This is a genomic window from Azospirillum rugosum (assembly GCF_017876155.1).
In the GTDB taxonomy this organism is placed as follows: Bacteria; Pseudomonadota; Alphaproteobacteria; order Azospirillales; family Azospirillaceae; genus Azospirillum; species Azospirillum rugosum.
The window spans coordinates 35,947-56,018 of sequence record NZ_JAGINP010000023.1 but is presented as its reverse complement, the minus strand read 5'-3'; the positions used below and the strand labels follow the sequence as shown (position 1 = coordinate 56,018).

General features: G+C 71.3%; 15 protein-coding genes and 1 tRNA gene. 8 read left to right on the top strand and 8 right to left on the bottom strand.

Annotated elements, in window-relative coordinates:
- Positions 1–80: 80 nt before the first annotated feature.
- The 4 genes from J2851_RS26890 to J2851_RS26875 form a co-directional block, all read right to left on the bottom strand.
- Complete coding sequence (locus tag J2851_RS26890; RefSeq protein WP_209770173.1) at positions 81–332, bottom strand: DUF1150 family protein; 252 nt, start codon at positions 330–332, stop codon at positions 81–83.
- A gap of 59 nt (positions 333–391) precedes the next feature.
- Entirely contained in the window at positions 392–871 is a 480-nt protein-coding gene (locus J2851_RS26885; RefSeq protein ID WP_209770171.1) for an Hsp20 family protein, read from the bottom strand.
- 215 nt (positions 872–1,086) lie between these two features.
- On the bottom strand, positions 1,087–1,530 hold the full coding sequence (locus J2851_RS26880) for a GtrA family protein (RefSeq protein WP_209770169.1): 444 nt from the start codon (positions 1,528–1,530) through the stop codon (positions 1,087–1,089).
- Positions 1,527–2,606, bottom strand: coding sequence for a glycosyltransferase family 2 protein (locus J2851_RS26875; RefSeq protein WP_209770167.1), 1,080 nt, complete (start codon positions 2,604–2,606; stop codon positions 1,527–1,529). The genes J2851_RS26880 and J2851_RS26875 overlap by 4 nt, the downstream gene beginning before the upstream one ends.
- Before the next feature lie 476 nt (positions 2,607–3,082).
- Here J2851_RS26875 and J2851_RS26870 point away from each other — a divergent pair, with 476 nt between their 5' ends.
- The 5 genes from J2851_RS26870 to J2851_RS26850 all read left to right on the top strand — a co-directional run bounded on the left by J2851_RS26870 (position 3,083) and on the right by J2851_RS26850 (position 13,734).
- Positions 3,083–5,647 carry a hybrid sensor histidine kinase/response regulator gene (locus tag J2851_RS26870; RefSeq protein ID WP_209770165.1) on the top strand — a complete coding sequence of 855 codons (2,565 nt, stop codon included), beginning with the start codon at positions 3,083–3,085 and terminating at the stop codon, positions 5,645–5,647.
- A 192-nt stretch (positions 5,648–5,839) separates the two neighbouring features.
- Entirely contained in the window at positions 5,840–9,586 is a 3,747-nt protein-coding gene (locus J2851_RS26865) for a response regulator (RefSeq protein WP_307420516.1), read from the top strand.
- 6 nt (positions 9,587–9,592) lie between these two features.
- Positions 9,593–10,513 (top strand): diguanylate cyclase, encoded by a 921-nt coding sequence (locus tag J2851_RS26860; RefSeq protein WP_209770162.1) that lies wholly within the window; start codon positions 9,593–9,595, stop codon positions 10,511–10,513.
- Between the two features lie 33 nt (positions 10,514–10,546).
- On the top strand, positions 10,547–11,731 hold the full coding sequence (locus J2851_RS26855; protein WP_209770160.1) for a molybdopterin-binding protein: 1,185 nt from the start codon (positions 10,547–10,549) through the stop codon (positions 11,729–11,731).
- Positions 11,732–11,760: 29 nt separating this feature from the next.
- Positions 11,761–13,734 carry a molybdopterin biosynthesis protein gene (locus J2851_RS26850; protein ID WP_307420519.1) on the top strand — a complete coding sequence of 658 codons (1,974 nt, stop codon included), beginning with the start codon at positions 11,761–11,763 and terminating at the stop codon, positions 13,732–13,734.
- Between the two features lie 151 nt (positions 13,735–13,885).
- Here the strand turns inward: J2851_RS26850 and J2851_RS26845 are convergent, their stop codons facing one another.
- From J2851_RS26845 to J2851_RS26830, 4 genes are all read right to left on the bottom strand, one after another.
- Positions 13,886–14,776 carry a pirin family protein gene (locus tag J2851_RS26845; protein ID WP_209770158.1) on the bottom strand — a complete coding sequence of 297 codons (891 nt, stop codon included), beginning with the start codon at positions 14,774–14,776 and terminating at the stop codon, positions 13,886–13,888.
- An 84-nt stretch (positions 14,777–14,860) separates the two neighbouring features.
- Positions 14,861–15,124 carry a hypothetical protein gene (locus tag J2851_RS26840; RefSeq protein WP_209770157.1) on the bottom strand — a complete coding sequence of 88 codons (264 nt, stop codon included), beginning with the start codon at positions 15,122–15,124 and terminating at the stop codon, positions 14,861–14,863.
- Between the two features lie 85 nt (positions 15,125–15,209).
- A tRNA-Ala gene (locus J2851_RS26835) sits at positions 15,210–15,285 on the bottom strand.
- Positions 15,286–15,443: 158 nt separating this feature from the next.
- Positions 15,444–15,839: a TIGR02300 family protein gene (locus tag J2851_RS26830; RefSeq protein WP_209770156.1), complete on the bottom strand. Its 396-nt coding sequence runs from the start codon at positions 15,837–15,839 to the stop codon at positions 15,444–15,446.
- Positions 15,840–16,081: 242 nt separating this feature from the next.
- On the opposite strand from J2851_RS26830, the gene aroA reads away from it, so the two are divergent.
- The 3 genes from aroA to rpsA all read left to right on the top strand — a co-directional run bounded on the left by aroA (position 16,082) and on the right by rpsA (position 19,951).
- Positions 16,082–17,419, top strand: a complete 1,338-nt coding sequence (gene aroA / locus J2851_RS26825) for a 3-phosphoshikimate 1-carboxyvinyltransferase (RefSeq protein WP_209770155.1) — start codon at positions 16,082–16,084, stop codon at positions 17,417–17,419.
- An 11-nt stretch (positions 17,420–17,430) separates the two neighbouring features.
- On the top strand, positions 17,431–18,087 hold the full coding sequence (cmk, locus tag J2851_RS26820) for a (d)CMP kinase (protein ID WP_209770300.1): 657 nt from the start codon (positions 17,431–17,433) through the stop codon (positions 18,085–18,087).
- Between the two features lie 154 nt (positions 18,088–18,241).
- Positions 18,242–19,951 (top strand): 30S ribosomal protein S1, encoded by a 1,710-nt coding sequence (gene rpsA, locus J2851_RS26815; protein WP_209770154.1) that lies wholly within the window; start codon positions 18,242–18,244, stop codon positions 19,949–19,951.
- Positions 19,952–20,072: the final 121 nt, after the last annotated feature.

Below are 20,072 nucleotides of genomic sequence, written 5' to 3'. Positions count from 1 at the left end.
GCCTCCGGACGCAAAAAGGGCCGGCCCGCGTCGGCGGACCGGCCCTTCCCGGTGGGCGTCACGGCGTCAATGGACGCAGGTCAATGGACGCTGAGGGGCTCCATGTCGTTCTGGCGGATGGTGGCGAAGGCCACGTCGCGCTCCGGCAGGACGGTCAGCGGCGTGCCGTCGGCGGCGTGGACGGAGAAGGCGGGCGCGCCCTCCACCTCCACGGGACGGACATAGGCGACGTGGTCGACGCCGAAGGCCGCGAAGTCCTGCGGCGACAGGTGACGGAGGATGGTGGCCGCCTCATGCAGGGTGGCGGCCTTGGTGCTGCTCGGCGAATTCATGATGCTGTCCCTTCGGACGAGTCGGACGGAAATGGATGCGGTGAGCCGTGGGAGCGGGGCTATCCCTCGGAGCGATCCGGCGCGACGTCGATGGTCTGCGGTCCCGCCGTGCCGCTGGCCGACTGGCTCGGCTGCTCGATCTTGATGGTGCGGACCTTCGGTTCCGGCATCGGGCGCTTCAGGTCGATGTTGAGCAACCCGTTGTCGAGCGAGGCGCCGACCACCTCGATCCCCTCCGCCAGGACGAAGCTGCGCTGGAACTGCCGCGCGGCAATGCCCCGGTGCAGGTAGATGCGCGACCGGTCGTCGGTCTGGCGGCCGCGGATGACGAGCTGGTTGTCCTCGATCTGGACGGACAGGTCTTCGGAGGTGAAGCCGGCCACGGCAAGGGTGATGCGCAGCCCTTCGTCCCCGATCTGCTCGATGTTGTAGGGCGGGTATCCCTCCGCGGAATTCTTGGCGATGCGGTCAAGCGTGCGCTCGAACTGGTCGAATCCCAGGAGCAGCGGACTGTTGAAGAGCGAAAGGCGTGTGGTCACGGCGCATCCTCCTCGAGAGGCGAGCGAGTTGCACATAAGGGCCCGTCTCCGGCGCCCGGCTGGCGTGACGGCCCGAAGGGGATCGGCGCCGCCTCATCATAGATTGGGGTATGCGGCGCGGCGGTCAAGACGCCGTGTCGCCGCAATGCGCAACGACGCGCGCCCGGAGGTAATCCCCCCGGGCGTTCCGGCCGGATGTTCCGGACCCATCCTTTTCAGGCGGCGGGCGTGGTGGACGCCGGCGTGGTGAAGACGAAGCGCCGGCTCGACCAGTAGTTCCAGGCGAAGGTCGCCACCGTGGCGGCGACCTTGGCGGCCAGCGGGTGGACGGCCGGGACGAGCAGCCCGACCACGAGGCTCGACAGCGCCAGGCCGACCAGGTTGAAGGCCAGGAACACCGGCAGGCGCCGCGCCAGCGGCGCCTCGTCGCGCCGGACGCGGAAGGTCCAGCTCCGGTTCAGCAGGAAGCTCGACAGGACGCCGACGCCATAGCCGCAGGCGTTGGCCAGCAGCACCGGCGTGCCGGGCACCGCCATCAGCGCCAGGAACACCGCGAAGTCGACGCCGGTGTTCAGCAGGCCCACCAGCGCGAAGCGGACCGCCGTCCAGGGCACGGCCGCCCAGAGGTCGCGGAGGCTGCGCCGCGCCGGGCCGCTCATCCGCGCGCTTCGATGCGCGAGAAGGCGCCGGCCGCCGCGGCCATCCCGGTGCCGATGTCGTTTCCCGCATTGATTCCGGCCGGCACCGGCGGCGCAGCGGCGCCAGGAACGGCAGCGCCCACGAGGTCCGGATGGCGGGCGACGCTCTCCACGATGTAGAGCGGCCGGTGCTTGGTCTCCATGTAGAGCCGGCCGAGATACTCGCCCAGCACGCCCAGGATCAGCAGCTGCGTGCTGCCCAGCACGAGCGTCACGACCATGACGCTGGTCCAGCCGGGCACGGTCTCGTGCTGCGCCCAGCTGAACAGGGCGTAGCCCAGCGCCAGCACCGCGCAGACCGCGAAGAAGAAGCCGATGTAGGAGGCGGCGCGCAGCGGCTTGATGGAGAAGCTGGTGATCGCGTCCACCGCGAAACGGATCATCTTGCTGAGCGGGTACTTGGTCGTGCCGGTCACGCGGGCCTGGCGGTCGTAGGGCAGGGGTTCCTGCTTCAGGCCGATCCAGCTGACCATGCCGCGGATGAAGCGGTGCTGCTCCGGCATGGCGTTCAGCACTTCCAGGGCGCGGCGGCTCATCAGGCGGAAATCGCCGGTGTCTTTCGGGATCTCGATGTCCACCAGCCGGTCGAGCACCCGGTAGAACAGCGCCGCGGTGCCCTTCTTGAACCAGGTCTCGCCGTCGCGCGCCGTGCGCGTGCCGTAGACCACGTCGGCCCCGGCGTCCATGCGCGCCATCATCGTGCCCAGAAGCTCCGGCGGGTCCTGGAGGTCGGCGTCGATGATCAGGATGCGCTCGCCCCGGCACACGTGCAGGCCGGCGGTCAGCGCCAGCTGGTGCCCATGGTTGCGCGACAGGCGCACCCCGGTGACCGCGGGATCGTCGCGCACCAGCGCGGCGATGCGGCCCCAGGTGTCGTCCCGCGACCCGTCGTCCACCAGCACCAGCTCATAGTCCGACCCCACCTCGGCGCGGCAGGCCGCGCTGACGCGGCGGTGCAGTTCGCCGACTCCATCGGCTTCGTTGTAGCAGGGGACCACCACGGACAGTCGTGGACCCCCGGCAACGGCGTGCTGCATGTCCTTCTCCCGTCGAGCCCCCGCGGAGGAGGGCGCATCGTTGGACGACGCCGGCGCGGTACCGCCGGCATCCCGTCTTCGCAACGGGATTTCAGGCCCTTTTGCCACGCCAGAATTCCGGAGTACCCCGGTCATGGGACGCCGCTCCCCCGCTGTTGCGGGGGCGCCCTGCCCGCTGTGCGGGGTATCCCGGCCTTTCCGACGATGCGGCGCGCGATCGGGGCACCCCGACCGGTCGGACCCCGCCGGTGCTCCATCCGCTCTTCCGGGCGGCGCGGCGCTTGCAACAGTGGTGGGGGCGGGGGCGGGGTCGCCCCGGACGTCCGGGGCGGCGGCTCCGGGCATCCGGGAAGGCGCCGTCCGCAAATGCGAAAATGCGTCGCACGATGCAAACGGCCCGGTGCCGGACAGCAAAGTGCCAGGCATCAGAGTGCCGGAAATCAAGGAGCGGCGGCCCCGCCGTACCCGGGATGGACATGCTGACGACCGAATTCCTGCTCGGCCTGGCGCAGAACATCGGCCTGTTCGCCGTGGTCGTCATGGCCTTCCTGCAGGTCCGCGCGCGCGCCGCCTCGCCGACGTCGCCGCTGGCGCAGGCCCTGCTCGGCCTGCTGTTCGGCGGGGCGGCGATCCTCGGCATGCTCGACCCGATCCGCGTCGCCCCCGGGGTGCTGGTCGACGGGCGCAACGTCATCGTGGCGCTGGCCGGTCCCTTCGCCGGTCCCGCCGGGGGCGTGGTGGCGGCGCTGGCCGCCGGCGGTTTCCGCTGGTGGATGGGCGGGGCCGGCGCCGTCGCCGGCGTGGCGTCGCTGGGCGGGGCGGCGCTGATCGGCATTGCCTTCCACGCCATCGCGCGGCGCCGGGGCGAATTCAGCAGCGGCCATCTGCTGGCGCTCGCCGTCGCGGTGGCGGTGGCGTCCCCCGCCAGCTTCGTCCTGCTGCCGGATGACCTCGGCCGGCAGGCCTTGCGGACGGTGCTGGTGCCCCTGCTGCTTGGAAACCTGCTCGGCACGCTGATCCTCGGCACCATGCTGCGCAAGGAGCGGCAGCGCCAGGACCTCGCCCAGGCGCTGGTGGAGAGCCAGCGGCGCTTCGCCGCCACGGCCGCGAACGTGCCGGGCGGCGTATACCAGCGGGTGCTGACCACCGACGGGCGGCTCGTCTACCCCTACGCCAGCCCCGGCGTCTTCCAGGTCTTCGGCGTGCCGGAGGCCCACCCGATCACGGCCGCGGTGCTGAAGGCCAGCGTCCACCCGGACGACTATCCGGGCCTGATGGCGTCGGTGATGCAGTCCGCAACGACCCTGGAGCCCTGGACCCACGAGTTCCGCGTGGTCCGCGCCGACGACGGAAGCGAGCGCTGGCTGCGCGCCACCAGCCGCGTCTACCGCCGCGAGTCGGGGCGCGAGTCGGGAGAGGTGGTGTGGGACGGCATCATCCTCGACGTGACGGACAGCAAGCGCAACGAGCAGGCGCTGATCCTGGCGCGGGTCGAGGCGGAGCAGGCCAGCCGCGCCAAGGCGGAGTTCCTGGCGGCCATGAGCCATGAGATGCGCACCCCGCTGAACGGCATCCTGGGCTTCACGCAGCTCCTGCTCGACGGCGAACTGTCGCCACTGCAGCGCCGGCAGGCGACCCACGTGCGCGACGCCGGCCGCTTCCTGCTGACGGTGATCGACGACGTGCTGGACTTCTCCCGCATCGAGGCCGGGCGGCTCGACCTGCACGCCGTCGACTTCGCGCTGCGCGACCTGGTCGCCAGCTGCGAGGCGGTGCTGCGCCCGGACGCCGGGCGCAAGGGGCTGGCCCTGCACGTGTCCGTGGCGCCGGACGTGCCGGGCTGGCTGCGCGGCGATCCGGACCGGCTGCGCCAGGTGATCCTCAACCTGCTGGGCAACGCGGTGAAGTTCACCGAGCATGGCAGCGTCGCGCTCAGCGTGGTGAAGACGGCGGACACCCCCGACGGCGCGCGCCTGACCGTCAGCGTCGTGGACACCGGGATCGGCATCGCCGAGGACCGGCAGGGCGAGCTGTTCCAGCGCTTCAGCCAGATCGACCGCTCGCGCGGGGGAACCGGCCTCGGCCTCGCCATCAGCCGCCGGCTGGTCGAGGTGATGGGCGGGGAGGTCGGGGTGCGGAGCCGTCCCGGCATCGGCTCCACCTTCTGGTTCACCCTGACCCTTCCGGAAGCGGCGCCGCCGGCCGACCGCGCCAACCCCTGCGCGCCGGAGCTGCGGGCGCCGCGCCGGCCGGCGCGGATCCTGCTGGCCGAGGATCTGCCGATGAACCGCGAGCTGGCGGTTTCCATGCTGGCCGCGGTCGGCCACCGGGTGGACACGGCGGCCGACGGGCGGGAGGCGGTGGAGGCCGCATCGCGCGGCGGCTACGACCTCATCCTGATGGACGTGCAGATGCCCGTGATGGACGGGCTGGCCGCGACCGCGGCGATCCGCGCGCTGCCCCCGCCGCAGGGAAGCGTTCCCATCCTGGCGATGAGCGCCAGCGCCCTGCCGGCGGAGGTCGCGCGCTGCGTCGCCGCCGGCATGGACGGGCACGTCGCCAAGCCCATCGACCGCGCCGCCCTGCTGGACGCCATCGACCAGCGGCTCAACGACCGTCGCCTGACGGCGTGCCCCGTCCCGATCGCGGCCGACCCAGGTCCGCCCCCTCCAACGCCGGTGGCGGCGGTCCTCGACCTGGACCACCTCCGCCGCATGGGCCGCGACATCGGGGAGGACTCCCTGGCGCGCCTCGTCGACTGCTTCCTGGCGGAGCTGCCGGAGCGGCTCGCCCGGCTGGAGCGCCCGGCCGACGATCCGGACGGCGCCGCCTTCGAGGCGCACGCGCTCATCTCGCTGGCCGCCAACGTCGGGCTGGCGGAGCTGTCGGCGCTGTCGCGGCAACTGCACACCGCGATTCGCGCCGGCCGCCGGGACGAGGCCGAGGCGCTGGCGGTTCGAGTCGCCGGTTCCGCGGCCGCGGGCGTGGCGGCGCTCCGTCCTGCGCTTGCCCCGCCGTCTCCGCAAGCGGTCGGAGGCTGATGGGAGCCGAGGGAAACCGAAGAAGGGCGTTGCAAAGCGACGAAGTCACTTGCGGTTGCGGGGGTGGGGCCTCCATACTCTCCGCCGGCGGCGTCTTCATCGCCTTTGGCGTGCGGAAGCTGACGAACAGCGGTGCGGATCTGACGGACTTCGGCAATGGATGATGCAATCCCGGCAGCGGCGGAGCCTTGCGTGGCCCCGCCTTCGCGGCTGCGCCCGTTGCTGCTGGCCACCGTCGGGCTGATCGCCCTGTTCGCCATCGGGTTCTGGGCGGCGGTCACCCTGGCCGACCGCGACGAGGCGATCCGCCACGCCCGCGAGAAGACCGAGAGCGCCGCCCGCCTGATGCAGGAGCATGTGCGGCGGACGGTCGCCACCAGCGACCTCGTCCTCCAGCGCGTGCTCGACCGCGTGCGCCAGCGGGGAATGGAAGGCATCGGCCGTGACCGCGCCCTGTGGCAGGAAATGCGGACGATGGCCGACGACATGCCGGAAATCGCCTCCATCTGGATCCACGACGCGGACGGGGCGGCGCTGCTCAGCACCCGCCAGTTCCCGGCACCGCCGCAGAGCAGCGCCGGGCGGTCCTATTTCCGGGCGCACCGCGACGGGGCCGACTTCAACATCGGGGAACTGATCCAGGGCCAGCTGACCGGCAAGGCCACCTTCACGGTCAGCCGGCGCGTCGGGACGCCCGACCAGTTCCAGGGCGTCAGCCACGTCGCCGTGGACATGGACTATTTCCGCTCCTTCTTCGAAAGCCTTGACCTCGGCCATCTGGGGGCGGTCGCCCTGTTCCGCGAGGACGGCACGCTGCTCGTGCGCTTTCCGGAGGTGGAGCCGGGCCGGCGGGTCGACAACCCGGAGCTGGTCGGCCGCATTCGGCAGTCCCCGTCCGGCACCTTCGACGCGGCCTCGGGCCTGGACGGGGTGGAGCGCGTCGTCTCCTACCAGCGCGTGCCGTCCCTGCCGCTGCTGGTCCTGGTCGGCGCGTCCAAGGACGAGGTGCTGGCGGAGTGGCGGGAACGCGCGGTGCGCAGCGGGATGCTGGTGTTGCTGGCGCTCGTCTCCAGCGCCGGGCTCGCCCTGGCGGCCGCGCGCAGCCTGGCGCGGGAGGAGGTCGGGCGGCGGCGCCTGGCCGAGGCCAACGCCGACCTCGACGTCACCGCGCGCAGCCTGGAGCAGGCCAACCGCGCCTTCGCCGGGGCAAACCGGCGGCTGAACCTGATCCTGCAATCGGCGTCGGAGGGCATCTGCGGAGTCGACCGCGACGAGCGGATCACCTTCGCCAACCCGGCCGCCTGCGCGTTGACCGGCTACACGAACGAGGAGATGCTGGGCCGCAGCCTGCACCTGCTGATCCACCACACGCGCGCCGACGGCACCCCGGCCCCGACCATCGACTGCCCCGTGTTCGAGGTGCTGCGCACAGGCGAATCGCGCCGCGGGATGGAGGACATCTACTGGCGCAAGGACGGCAGCAATTTCCCGGTGGAGTTCGCCGCCTCCCCCATGCTGGAGGGCAACCGGGTGGAGGGCGCCGTCGTCGTCTTCCACGAGATCGCCGAGCGCAAGCGCGCGGAGGAGGCCCTGCTCCAGGCCAAGACGGTGGCCGAGGCGGCCAGCCGGGCCAAGAGCGAGTTCCTGGCCAACATGAGCCACGAGATCCGCACGCCGATGAACGCGATCCTCGGGCTCGTCCACCTGCTGCAACAGACCGAGCTGTCGGCCCGCCAGCGCGACTACGCGCACAAGATCCGCGTCTCGGCGCAGTCGCTGCTCGGCATCCTGAACGACATCCTGGACTTCTCCAAGGTGGAGGCCGGAAAGCTGGAGCTGGAACGGGTCGAGTTCCGCCTGGACGAGCTGCTGCAGAATTTGGCCGTGATCGTCGGCGCCGCCGCCCAGGACAAGGACATCGAGGTGCTGTTCTCGGTGGCGCCGGAGGTGCCGCTGGACCTCGTCGGCGACCCGCTGCGGCTCCAGCAGGTGCTCATCAACCTCGCCGGGAACGCCATCAAGTTCACCGAGGCGGGCGAGGTCGTGGTGTCCGTCCGCGCGGTGGAGGTGACGGACGGGCGGGCGGTGCTGGCCTTCTCCATCCGCGACACCGGCATCGGCATCGACGCCTCCCAGCGGGAGCGGCTGTTCCAGGCCTTCAGCCAGGCCGACAGCTCGACCACCCGGCGCTACGGCGGCACCGGCCTGGGGCTGGCCATCTGCACGCGGCTGGTCGCGCTGATGGGCGGCGCCATGGACGTGGAGAGCGAACCGGGGCGGGGCAGCGACTTCCACTTCACCGCCGTCTTCGGGCGCGATTCCCTGCCGGCGGAACGCCCGGTCCGCGCCCGCCCGGTGCCGCGCGGCCTGTCGGTGCTGGTGGTCGACGACAACCCGACCGCCCGCGCCGTGCTGGGCGAGCTGGTGTCCAGCTTCGGCTGGCGGGCGGAGATCTGCACCTCCGGCGAGGAGGCCATCGCCGAACTGGAGCGGGCGACCGCCGCCGGCCGTCCCTACGACATCGTGCTGATGGACTGGAAGATGCCGGGCCTGGACGGCATCGAAACCACGCGCCGCATCCGCGCGGACGGGCTTGTCAAGGCGCCGGTGATCATCGTCGTGTCCGCCTTCGGGCGCGAACGGATCGGGTCCCTGTCGGACACGCTGGGACTCGGCGGCGCGCTGGTGAAGCCGGTGACCGCCTCCGCCCTGCTGGACGCGGTCACCGACGCCTACGGTGCCGCCGGTGGGGGCGTTGCTGATTTGGCCGACGCACCGCCCGCCGGTCCCGCCCCGCGGGCCCGGACCGGACGCCCCCTGGCCGGGCGCCGCCTTCTGCTGGTCGAGGACAACAGCATCAGCCAGGAGGTGGCGCGCGAGATCCTGGAGCGCGCCGGCGCCCGCGTCTCCGTGGCCGGCAACGGCCGCGAGGCCGTCGCCCGCGTGGAGGAGGCCGACCCGCCCTTCGACCTTGTGCTGATGGACGTGCAGATGCCGGAGATGGACGGCTTCGAGGCGACGCGCCTGCTGCGCGCCGGTGCCGCCGGGCACGGCCTTCCCATCATCGCCATGACCGCCAGCGCCCTGCCGACCGACAAGCAGCGCTGCCTGGACGGCGGCATGGACGACCACATCGCCAAGCCGATCGACGTGGACGAGCTTTTCGCCGTGCTCGACCGCTGGATCGGGCGGCCGTCACCGGTGCCGTCTCCGGTGCCGGGGCCGCGCCCGGCCGCCGCGCCCGGACGGGTGGCCGTGGCCAAGCCCTCGACCCAGCCGCGGTCCCGCCGCGCCGCGCCCCACCTGCCGGACCTGCCGGGCATCGACGTGGACGACGCGCTGCAACGGCTGGACAACGACGTGGTCCTGTTCCGCCGCTTCGTCGGCGATTTCGCCCGGACCTACGGCAAGACCCCCGACGCCATCGCCGACGCGCTGGCGGCCGGCGACCTGCCGCGCGCCAAGTCCCTGGGGCACGAGCTGAAGAGCGTTGCCGGCAACATCGGCGCCCGGCGCCTGTCCGGCGCCGCCGACGCGGTGCAGATCGCCGCCTACCACGGCGACGCGCCGGCGGCGGAATGCCAAGTGCCGGTCCTGCGCGCGGAGATGGCCGCGGTGCTGGAGTCCGCCGCCCGGCTGGCCCGGCCGGACGAGGGTGCGCCGGCCGGTGCGGCCTCCGGCGCGGCGGAGGGGGCCGAAGGGGCGTTCGACCGCGTGGCGCTGGAACCGATGCTCGACCATTTCGGCCATCTGCTGCGCGACAGCAACTTCGCGGCGGCGGAGGAGTTCGCGGCGCTGGCTCCGGCGCTGGCGGGCAGCGTCGACCCGCCCACCCTGAAGGCCCTGTCGGCCGCGGTGGACAGCCTGGACTTCGCCAAGGCGCAGGGCATCCTGCGGCGCATCGCGGGCGATCTCGGCCTGCAATTGACGGGACCTTGAGGCGGCATGATCGAAACGCGCCCCAAAATCCTGGTTGTCGACGACATCCCGTCCAACGTCCATGTGCTCAGCCGCATCCTGAAGGGCGACTACGACATCTATTTCGCCACGGACGGGGCGAAGGCCCTCGATCTCGTTCAGACCCGCCTGCCGGATCTGGTGCTGCTGGACATCATGATGCCGGGGATGGACGGCTACGAGGTGTGTGCGCGCATCAAGGCGGACCCGACCACCCGCGACATCCCGGTCATCTTCATCTCCGCCAAGAGCGAGGTGGAGGACGAAACCCAGGGGCTGGAGGCCGGGGCCATCGACTTCATCACCAAGCCGATCAGCCCGCCCATTGTGAAGGCCCGCGTGCGCAACCACCTGCTGCTGAAGCGGCAGGCCGACCTGCTGCGCGCCCTGTCCTTCATCGACGGGCTGACTGGCATCGCCAACCGCCGCCGCTTCGACGAAGCGCTGCTGCGCGAATGGCGGCGCTGCGCCCGCTCGCACCTGCCGCTGTCCCTGATCATGCTCGATGTCGATCACTTCAAGGCCTACAACGACCATTACGGCCACCAGGCCGGCGACGAATGCTTGCGCGCGGTGGCCGGCCTGCTGGACGAGCAGGTGAAACGGCCGGGCGATCTGGTTGCCCGCTACGGCGGGGAGGAGTTCGTCTGCCTGCTGCCGGAAACCGACGCGGAGGGCGCGGCCGCCGTCGCCGAACGTCTGCGCGAGACGGTGGCCGGCCAGCGCCTGCCGCACGCCCTCTCGCCGGTGGCCGACCACGTCACCGTCAGCCTCGGCGTCGCCAGCGCGCTGCCCCAGACGGACTCGTCGCCGGACAGCCTGGCCCAGCTCGCCGACCGGCTGCTCTACGAGGCCAAGCGGTCGGGCCGCAACCGCGTGTGCAGCGGCGGCGTCGATGTGCCGGCGTAAGGATGGCCGGCGTAAGGGCGGGGAGTGCCGGGCATGACGAACGAACGCGGTCCCTTCCCGCCACCGGTCGACGTCCGTGGGCGCGGATTCCCGTCGCGCGCCGCCCTGGGTGACGTGCAGCGCTGGATCGACGCGCGGTCGGCCCCGCCGGCGCCTGAGTCGGTCCCGCTCGCGGAGGCGGCCGGGCGCGTCCTGACCGCCGCGTTGGTGGCGCCCGGTGACTGGCCGCCCGCCGACCGGGCCGCGCGCGACGGGGTGGCCGTGGCCTCGGCCGACACGCTGGGCGCCGGCTCCTACAACCCCGTTCCGCTGCTGAACGCGGTGGCCGTTTCGGCCGGCGACCCTCTGCCGGCCGGCACCGACGCCGTGCTGCCGGTGGAAGCCGTGCAGATGGACGCCGGCCTCAAAGAGGCGCTGGGCTCCGTCGCCCCCGGCGAGGGGGTGGAGCGGCGCGGCGACGGCCTGCGCGCCGGTGCCGTCCTGCTGGAGGCCGGGCGGGTCCTGCGCCCGCAGGACCTCGGCCTGCTCGCTGCGCTGGGGGTGGGGGAGGTGCCCGTGGCGGCGCGCCCGCGGGTGCGCATCCTGCTCGTCGGCGGGCCGCGCTCGGGCCCGGAAGCGCTGGGCGCGATGCTCGCCGCGCTGGTCGCGCGCGACGGCGGCGTTGCGGAGTTGGTGGGGCCGCTGCCCGCCGACCGGGGCGCGCTGGCCGCCGCCTTGGCCGCCCCCGGCGCCGACCTTCTCCTCCTGGCCGGGCGCAGCGGCGTGGGTGAGGACGACGTGGCGCCCCTGGCGCTGGCCGACGCCGGAACGCTGGTCGCCCATGGCGTGGCCATGCGGCCCGGCGATTCGGCGGGGATCGGGCTCGCCGCCGGCATGCCGGCGCTGCTGCTGCCCGGCGAGCCGATGGCCGGATTCGCCGCCTACGAGCTGCTGGCCGGCCGCGCCGTGCGCCGTTCGGCCGGCCACGACCCGGCGCTGCCCCACCGCAGGATAGAGGCCCCGACCACCCGCAAGCTGGTGTCGGAGATCGGCTGCGTCGACCTCTACCGCGTCCGCTTCACCGCCGACGGCGCGGTGGAGCCGGTGGCCTCCCCGGCGCTGCCCGGCCTTGCCGGCGCGGTGCGCGCCGACGGCTTCGTGCTGATTCCCGCGGAAAGCGAGGGCTTTCCCGCCGGGTCGTCCGTGACCGTGCAGTGTTTTGACGGTACAAGGGCGTGATTGACGAGGACATCTTAGGGAGCAGGCGCGTGTCCAACGACGACATTCGGCGGGGGGACATCCGGCGATTCGTCGCCCAGGCGGCCCGGCAGGAGCAGTTTCTGGAGGTCGTCGGCCGCGACGAGGCGGAGGCGCGCTTCCGCCGCCATCTCGACCTGACGCCGAAGGCGGCGGAGGTGGTGCCGCTCGGCGCCGCGCTCGGCCGCGTGCTGGCGGAGGACGTCGTGGCCGCGGTGGACGTGCCGGGCTTCGACCGCTCCTCCGTCGACGGCTTCGCCGTGCGCGCCGCCGACACGCAAGGGGCGGGCGAGGACACGCCGGTCGTGCTGCGCCTGAACGAGGAGGTGCTGTCCGCCGGCCGCGTGCCGGCGCTGGCCGTGGAGCCCGGCACCGCTACGGTGATCGCCACCGGCGGCATGCTCCCCCGCGGCGCCGACGCCGTGGTGATGGTGGAGCACACCGACGCCCGCGACGAGGACGGCGCCCTGCTGGTGGAGGTGTGCCGGCCCGTGGTGCCCGGCGGCTTCGTTGCCGCGGCCGGGTCCGACATCGGGCGCGGCGAAACGGTGTACCACCGCGGCCAGGTGCTGACCTCCCGCGAGATCGGCGTGCTGGCGGCCATCGGCCGGGCGGAGGTGCCGGTGGTGCGCCGCCCGCGCGTGGCGATCCTGTCCACCGGCGACGAGATCGTCGCCCCGGGCGAGCCGATCCGCCCCGGCGCCGTCTACGATTCGAACGGCGCCATCCTGGCCGCCGCGGTGGAGGAACTGGGCTGCGAGCCCGTCCGGCTGGGTATCGCCCGGGACGAGGAGGAGACGCTGTCCCTCCTGTTCGAGCAGGGCTTGGCCTGCGACGCGCTGTTGCTGTCCGGCGGCACGTCCAAGGGGGCGGGCGACCTGTCCTACCGCGTCGTCAGCCGCCTGACCGACCCCGGCGTCGTCGCGCACGGCGTGGCGCTGAAGCCCGGCAAGCCTCTGTGCCTGGCCGTAACGAAGGGAAAGCCGGTGGTCATCCTGCCGGGCTTCCCGACCTCCGCCATGTTCACCTTCCACGAGTTCGTGGCGCCGGTGCTCCGCGCGCTGGCCGGGCTGCCGCCCGCCGCGAAGGAGGCCGTGTCCGCAACGATGCCCATGCGGTTGGGATCGGAACGGGGCCGAACCGAATATGTGATGGTGTCCCTGGTGCAGGGCGCGCGGGGGCTGGCCGCCTACCCGCTGTCCAAGGGCTCCGGCGCCGTCACCGCCTTCAGCGCCGCCGACGGCTTCATCGCCATCGACGCGCAGGCAGAAGCGCTGGAGGCCGGAACGCCCGTGTCGGTGCAGCGCATCGGCCGCGACACCGCCCCCGCCGACCTGATCGTGATCGGCAGCCATTGCGTCGGGCTGGACGTTCTCCTCGGCCGGCTCATTGGGGAAGGGCTGGGGGTGAAGGCGTTGAACGTCGGCTCCATGGGCGGCCTCGCCGCCGCCCGGCGCGGGGAATGCGACGTGGCCGCCATCCACCTGATGGACCCGAAGACCGGGGAGTACAACTGGCCTTTCCTGACACCTGCGCTCGACCTGGTTTCCGGCTACCGCCGTCTCCAGGGCATCGTCTTCCGCAAGGGCGATGGTCGTTTCGAAGGCAAAACGGCGGAAGCAGCGGGGCTGGCCGCAGCCCGCGACCCGGACTGCATCCTGGTCAACCGCAACGCCGGCAGCGGCACGCGCATCCTGACCGACCGGCTGCTGGGTGACGCCCGCCCCACAGGCTACTGGTCGCAGGCGAAGTCGCACAACGCCGTCGCCGTGGCCGTCGCCCAGGGCCGCGCCGACTGGGGCGTGGCGATCGAAAGCGTGGCGACGCTCTATGGCCTGGGCTTCCTGCCGTTGCAGGAGGAACACTACGACTTTATCATCCCCAAGGACCGCCGCGACCGGCCGGCGGTGCAGCGCTTTCTGGCTGCACTGGAGGACGAGGGGGTGAGGGATCGGCTGCACGGCTTGGGGTTTATGGTGGGGTGATTGTGTGGGGGTGGTCGCGTTGGGCCCCCACCCAACCCTCCCCCACTTCGCGGGGGAGGGCTTTCAGGGACGCGCGGCGGCAGTCCCCTCCCCCGTCGAAGATGGGGGAGGGTTAGGGTGGGGGCCCAACGCGACCACGCGTCCCCGAAGACTATTTTTCCGGCAGCGGAATGAACTCCGTCTCGCCCGGCACCGTGTCGAACTTGCCGGCCTTCCAGTCGGCCTTGGCCTGCTCGATGCGGTCTTGGGAGCTGGAGACGAAGTTCCACCAGATGTGGCGCGGTCCGTCCATCACAGCACCGCCCAGCAGGATCAGCCGGGCGTCGGTCTCCGCCTCCACGGTCGCGGGCTCGCCGGGGCGGAGCACCAGCAGGCGGCCGGCCTCGAACCGGTCGCCGAAGATCGTTACGGTCCCGTCCGCGATGTAGAGCGCGCGCTCCTCGGTCACGCAATCGACGGGCAGGCGGGCGCCCGCCTTCAGCACCGCATCGACGTACAGCGTGTCCCAGAGCAGCGGCGTGGGCGCGCGTACGCCGTACGCCTCGCCGGCGACGACGCGCAGGCGCTTGCCTTCGCCCTCGACCACCGGCAGCTCGTCGGCGCTGAGGTGGACGAAGCCGGGGTCCGTCTCCTCATGGGTGTGCGGCAGGGCGACCCAGGACTGGATACCGGACAGCAGGCGGTCGCGCCCGCGCTCGTCGGCGGCGGAACGTTCGGAATGGGCGATGCCGCGCCCGGCGGTCATCCAGTTCACCTCGCCCGGCCGGATCGGCAGGACGGTGCCCAGGCTGTCGCGGTGCAGGATCTCGCCGTCGAACAGGTAGGTGACGGTGGCCAGCCCGATGTGCGGGTGTGGACGCACGTCGATGCCGTGCCCGGCCTTCAGCACGGCCGGCCCCATCTGGTCGAGGAAGACGAAGGGCCCGACCATTCGCTTGCGGACGGAGGGCAGGGCGCGCCGCACCTCGAATCCGCCGATGTCGCTGGTCCGCGGAACGACCACGGTCTCCAGCCAGCCTTCCGGCGTTGCCGGTCCACTCATGTCACCCTCCCCCTTGCCGTGTCTGTTTGGTCCCCGCCGTCAGGAAAGTGGTGGCGCGGGGTGGCGAAGGGGAGGGGGCGAGCGTCAGTGGTGGGTGGGGGACGTGCCGCACCCGCCGCCGCAGCCGCAGCCGCCGGCCGGGGCGGTGACGTGGATGGCGCCGCGCGCCGTGGCCAGCAGCAGGTCCACAGGCAGCCCGGTGGCCTTGGCGAGGTCGCCCAGGCTGGCGCTGTCCGGCACGCCGACGCCGGGGTTGAAGACGGGGTGAATCTGCGCCAGCCGGCCCATCGCCAGAGGGTCCCAGGCGTTCAGCGCGGCGAGCGTGGTGTCGGCGGAAAGGTCGTCCATCGGGGCGTCCCTCGTTGAGAAGATTGAGGCTCGGTCACCTGAAACGACGAAGGGCCCGCGCTGTGCAGCGCAGGCCCTTCGGATTTGGTGGAGCCAAGGAGGATCGAACTCCTGACCTCTACAATGCCATTGTAGCGCTCTCCCAGCTGAGCTATGGCCCCGAAACTCTGGGACGCTGGCCTTGCGGCCGGCGCTTTTACCGTCAGCCGGCCTTGCGGCCGGCGTTGGTGGAGCGGGATATTGGTCAGGACGGGGGGCCGATGCAAGCGAAAAATTCGACCCCGTCCTAACTTTTTCCGCCCCGCCAAAAGCGCGCGATTTAGCGCTCTTCCTCGTCCTCGCCCTCGACGTCGACGACCTCGTCCATGTCGTCTTCGCCCAGCTCGGAGGTGTCCTCGATCAGGACGTCGTCCTCGTCCTCGGCGGCATCCTCGCTTTCCTCGATGTCCTCGACGGAGACGTCGTCCTCGACCTCGTCGAGATCGGCGGCCTCCTCGTCCTCGGTCTCCGTCTCGACCTCGTCGTCCTCGGCGACCACCGGGGCCTTCTTGACGTCGTCGACCGGCGCCGGGCGCGCCTTGCGGGACTTCAGCAACGCCTCGGGATCGAACTGCGCCCCGCAGCTCGGGCACACCGGCGGGTCCTTGCGCAGATCGTAATAGCGCGCGCCACAGCTCGGGCAGATGCGCTTGACGCCCCATTCGGGTTTGGCCACGCCTCGTCCTCCGTCACGTTCCTAGAGAATGTCCACTACGGGAATATCAAGCCGCGCCCTTTGCCACGCCCGCGGGCGCTTGTCAAAAAAAAGTTCGAGGGGTCCGCTTTCGCTTAGGCGCCGGGGTGTGTTTTCGGGGTGCGCCCCCTCGCATCGCTGTCACCTCTGTGATAGGTACTCCGGCCGAATCCATTCCGGCCGAATCCATTTGGATCGTCCATTCCGTTTCGGGGAGCCCTCCCATGATGCAGGCGAAGCCGCTGCGCTCGTCCTCCACCGGCGCGCTGGCCGGCACCGTCCGGGTGCCGGGCGACAAGTCGATCTCGCACCGGTCGCTGATGCTGGGGGCCGTCGCGGTGGGCGAAACCGTCATCCACGGCCTGCTGGAGGGCGAGGACGTTCTGCACACCGCCGCGGCCATGCGCCTGCTGGGCGCACAGGCCGAGCGCGGGGCCGACGGCGTCTGGCGCGTGCGCGGCGTGGGGCTGGGCGGGCTGGCGGAGCCGGCGCAGGTGCTCGACATGGGCAACAGCGGCACGGCCGCGCGCCTGCTGATCGGCCTGGTCGCCTCGCACCCCATCACCTGCGTTTTCACCGGCGACGCCTCGCTGAACAAGCGCCCCATGGCCCGCGTGACGAACCCGCTGGAGCAGATGGGCGCGCGCTTCGTCGGCCGGTCCGGCGGGCGGCTGCCGCTGACCGTCGTGGGCAGCGACCAGACCGTTCCGATCACCTATCGGTTGCCGGTGGCGTCCGCCCAGGTGAAGTCGGCGATCATCCTCTGCGGCCTGAACACCGCCGGCACCACCACGGTGATCGAGGCGGAGCCGACCCGCGACCACACCGAACTGATGCTGCGTCATTTCGGCGCGACCGTGACGACCGAGCGGCTGGAGGACGGCGCGCTCGCCGTCTCCGTCGTCGGCCAGCCGGAGCTGACAGGGCGCGAGATCTTCGTGCCCGCCGACCCCAGCTCCGCCGCCTTCCCGGCGGTGGCCGCTCTGCTGCGCCCGGGCTCGGAGGTCTTCCTGCCGGGTGTGGGCATGAACCCGCGCCGCACCGGCCTCTACGACACTCTGGTGGAGATGGGCGCGGACATCGCCTTCGAGAACCGCCGCGACCAGGCGGGCGAGCCGGTTGCCGATCTGCGCGTGAAGCACAGTTCGTTGAAGGGCATCGTGGTGCCGGCCGACCGCGCGCCCAGCATGATCGACGAATACCCGGTGCTGGCCGCCGCCGCCGCCTGTGCGGAAGGGACCACCGTCATGCTCGGCCTGAAGGAACTGCGCGTGAAGGAGAGCGACCGCCTCGCCATGGTCGCGGATGGCCTGACCAAGTGCGGCGTGAAGGTGGAGGTCGGGGCCGACGACAGCCTGACCGTGCATGGCACCGGCAAGCCGCCGCAGGGCGGCGCCACCGTCGCCACCGCCATGGACCACCGCATCGCCATGAGCTTCCTGGTGTTGGGAATGGCGTCGGCCGACCCAATTCACGTGGACGACGGCGCCTTCATCGACACGAGCTTCCCAGATTTCGTCGGTTTGATGAACGGGTTGGGCGCGAACATTAAAGGGATCTGATCGTGATGGGTCTGGTGATCGCCATCGACGGCCCCGCCGCATCGGGCAAGGGCACGCTGGCCAAGCGCGTGGCGAAGGCCTTCGGCTTCGCGCATCTGGACACCGGCGCGCTCTACCGCGCGGTCGGGATCAGCGTGCTGCGGGCCGGCGGTGACCCGGCGGACGCTGCCGCCGCCGCGCGCGCCGCGCGCGACCTGCATCCGGAGGACGGCATCCTGGCCGACCCCGATCTCCGCACCGACGAGGCGGCGCAGGCCGCCTCCAAGGTCGCGGCGGTGCCGGAGGTGCGGGCGGCCCTGCTGGACTTCCAGCGCCGCTTCGCCGAACGGCCGCCGGGCGGCGCGCCGGGCTCCGTGCTCGACGGGCGGGATATCGGGACCGTCGTATGCCCCAGCGCCGACGCCAAGCTGTTCGTTACCGCTTCGGTGGAGGTCCGGGCCGAGCGGCGACTCAAAGAGTTGCGGGAACGTGGGATTCCGGCTATACCCTCCGACGTCCTGGAGGACATGAAGGCTCGTGACGCGCGCGACAGCCAGAGGACGGTAGCACCGCTCCGGCCGGCTGCCGACGCATTTGTGCTTGATACCTCCGCCCTGAGCGCCGATCAGGCGTTCGACGCGGCGATCGACCACATCGGATCCAAGACCGGTCTCGGCCCCAGGGCGTGAGCGGCACGGTCCGGGCTCTCGGTCCTCCACGGAAAACATGTCAACCAAGTCGCCGGGCGTGGTGCCCGGCGCGGCGGTCCCATCAGGGCCCACCCCGTTTTGCCGCGGGGCCGGGCCGGGGCGGGAACGCTTTCGGCCAACCTTAGGAGTTTCAATGGCACAAGCTATGGCCCGGACCGGCGAGAAGGAAAGCTTCGCGGCGCTTCTCGAGGAGTCGCTCGGTACGGCGGAGTCCCTGGAGGGCTCGGTCGTCAAGGGGCGCGTCGTCTCCGTCGAGAACGACATGGTTACCATCGATGTCGGCCTGAAGTCGGAAGGCCGCGTCGCGCTGAAGGAATTCGCCGTTGCCGGCCAGCCGCCCGAGCTGAAGGCGGGCGACACCGTCGAGGTGTACCTGGAGCGTATGGAAGACAAGAACGGCGAAGCCGTTCTGTCGCGTGAGAAGGCCAAGCGTGAAGAGGCCTGGGCGCTGCTGGAGAAGTCCTTCCAGGACCAGACCCGCGTCACCGGCGTCATCTTCGGCCGCGTCAAGGGCGGCTTCACCGTTGACCTGTCGGGCGCCGTGGCGTTCCTGCCGGGCTCGCAGGTGGACATCCGTCCGGTCCGCGACATCTCCCCGCTGCTGGGCACCCCGCAGCCGTTCCAGATCCTGAAGATGGACCGCTCGCGCGGCAACATCGTCGTGTCGCGTCGCGCCGTGCTCGAAGAGTCGCGCGCCGAGGCCCGTTCGGAGCTGGTGGCCAACCTCAAGGAAGGCCAGGTTCTGCAGGGTGTGGTCAAGAACATCACCGACTACGGCGCGTTTGTGGATCTGGGTGGCGTCGACGGCCTGCTGCACGTCACCGACATCGCGTGGCGCCGCATCAACCACCCGTCCGAGGCCCTGCAGATCGGCCAGACCGTCACGGTCCAGGTCATCCGCTTCAACCCGGAGACCCAGCGCATCAGCCTCGGCATGAAGCAGCTTGAGGCCGATCCGTGGGAGGGCGTGGAAGCCAAGTACCCGGTGGGCGCCAAGTTCAAGGGCCGCGTCACCAACATCACCGACTACGGCGCCTTCGTGGAGCTGGAGCCGGGGATCGAGGGCCTGGTGCACGTCTCGGAGATGTCCTGGACGAAGAAGAACGTCCATCCGGGCAAGATCGTGTCGACTTCGCAGGAAGTCGAGGTCATGGTCCTGGACGTCGATCCGCAGAAGCGCCGCATCAGCCTCGGCCTGAAGCAGTGCCTGGACAACCCGTGGGAGACCTTCCTCGACAAGTTCGGCCCGGGCACGGAGCTGGAAGGCGAGGTCAAGAACATCACCGAGTTCGGTCTGTTCGTCGGTCTGCCGGGCGACATCGACGGCATGGTCCACATGTCCGACCTCGACTGGAACAAGTCGGGTGAGGAGGCCATCGCCGAGTACAAGAAGGGCGACCGCGTCAAGGTCAAGGTCCTGGACGTCGACGTCGAGAAGGAGCGCATCTCTCTCGGCATCAAGCAGCTCGCGAACGATCCGTTCGAGGCTGCCACGGCCGGCCTGAAGAAGAACGACGTCGTCACCTGCACCGTCACCCAGGTCACCGAGGGTGGCATCGAGGTGTCGGTCGGCGAGGGCTACACCGGCTTCATCCGCAAGTCGGACCTGTCCCGCGACCGTTCGGAGCAGCGCCCCGACCGCTTCGCCGTTGGCGAGAAGGTCGACGCGAAGGTCACCCAGATCGACCGCGGCTCCCGCCGCATCTCGCTGTCCATCAAGGCCCGCGAGATGGAGGAGGAGAAGCAGGCGATGGCGGAGTACGGGTCAAGCGACTCGGGCGCCTCGCTGGGCGACATCCTGGGTGCGGCTCTGAAGCGCAAGCAGCAGACCGGCGAGGAGTAAGGCACTCTTCTCCCCCTCCCTGGCGTAAGCGGGGGAGGGTCGGGGAGGGGGCACGATCTCCTGCACCTACGGTAAGAAAAAGCCGCCGCGGGCAACCGCGGCGGCTTTTTTCGTGGTTGGA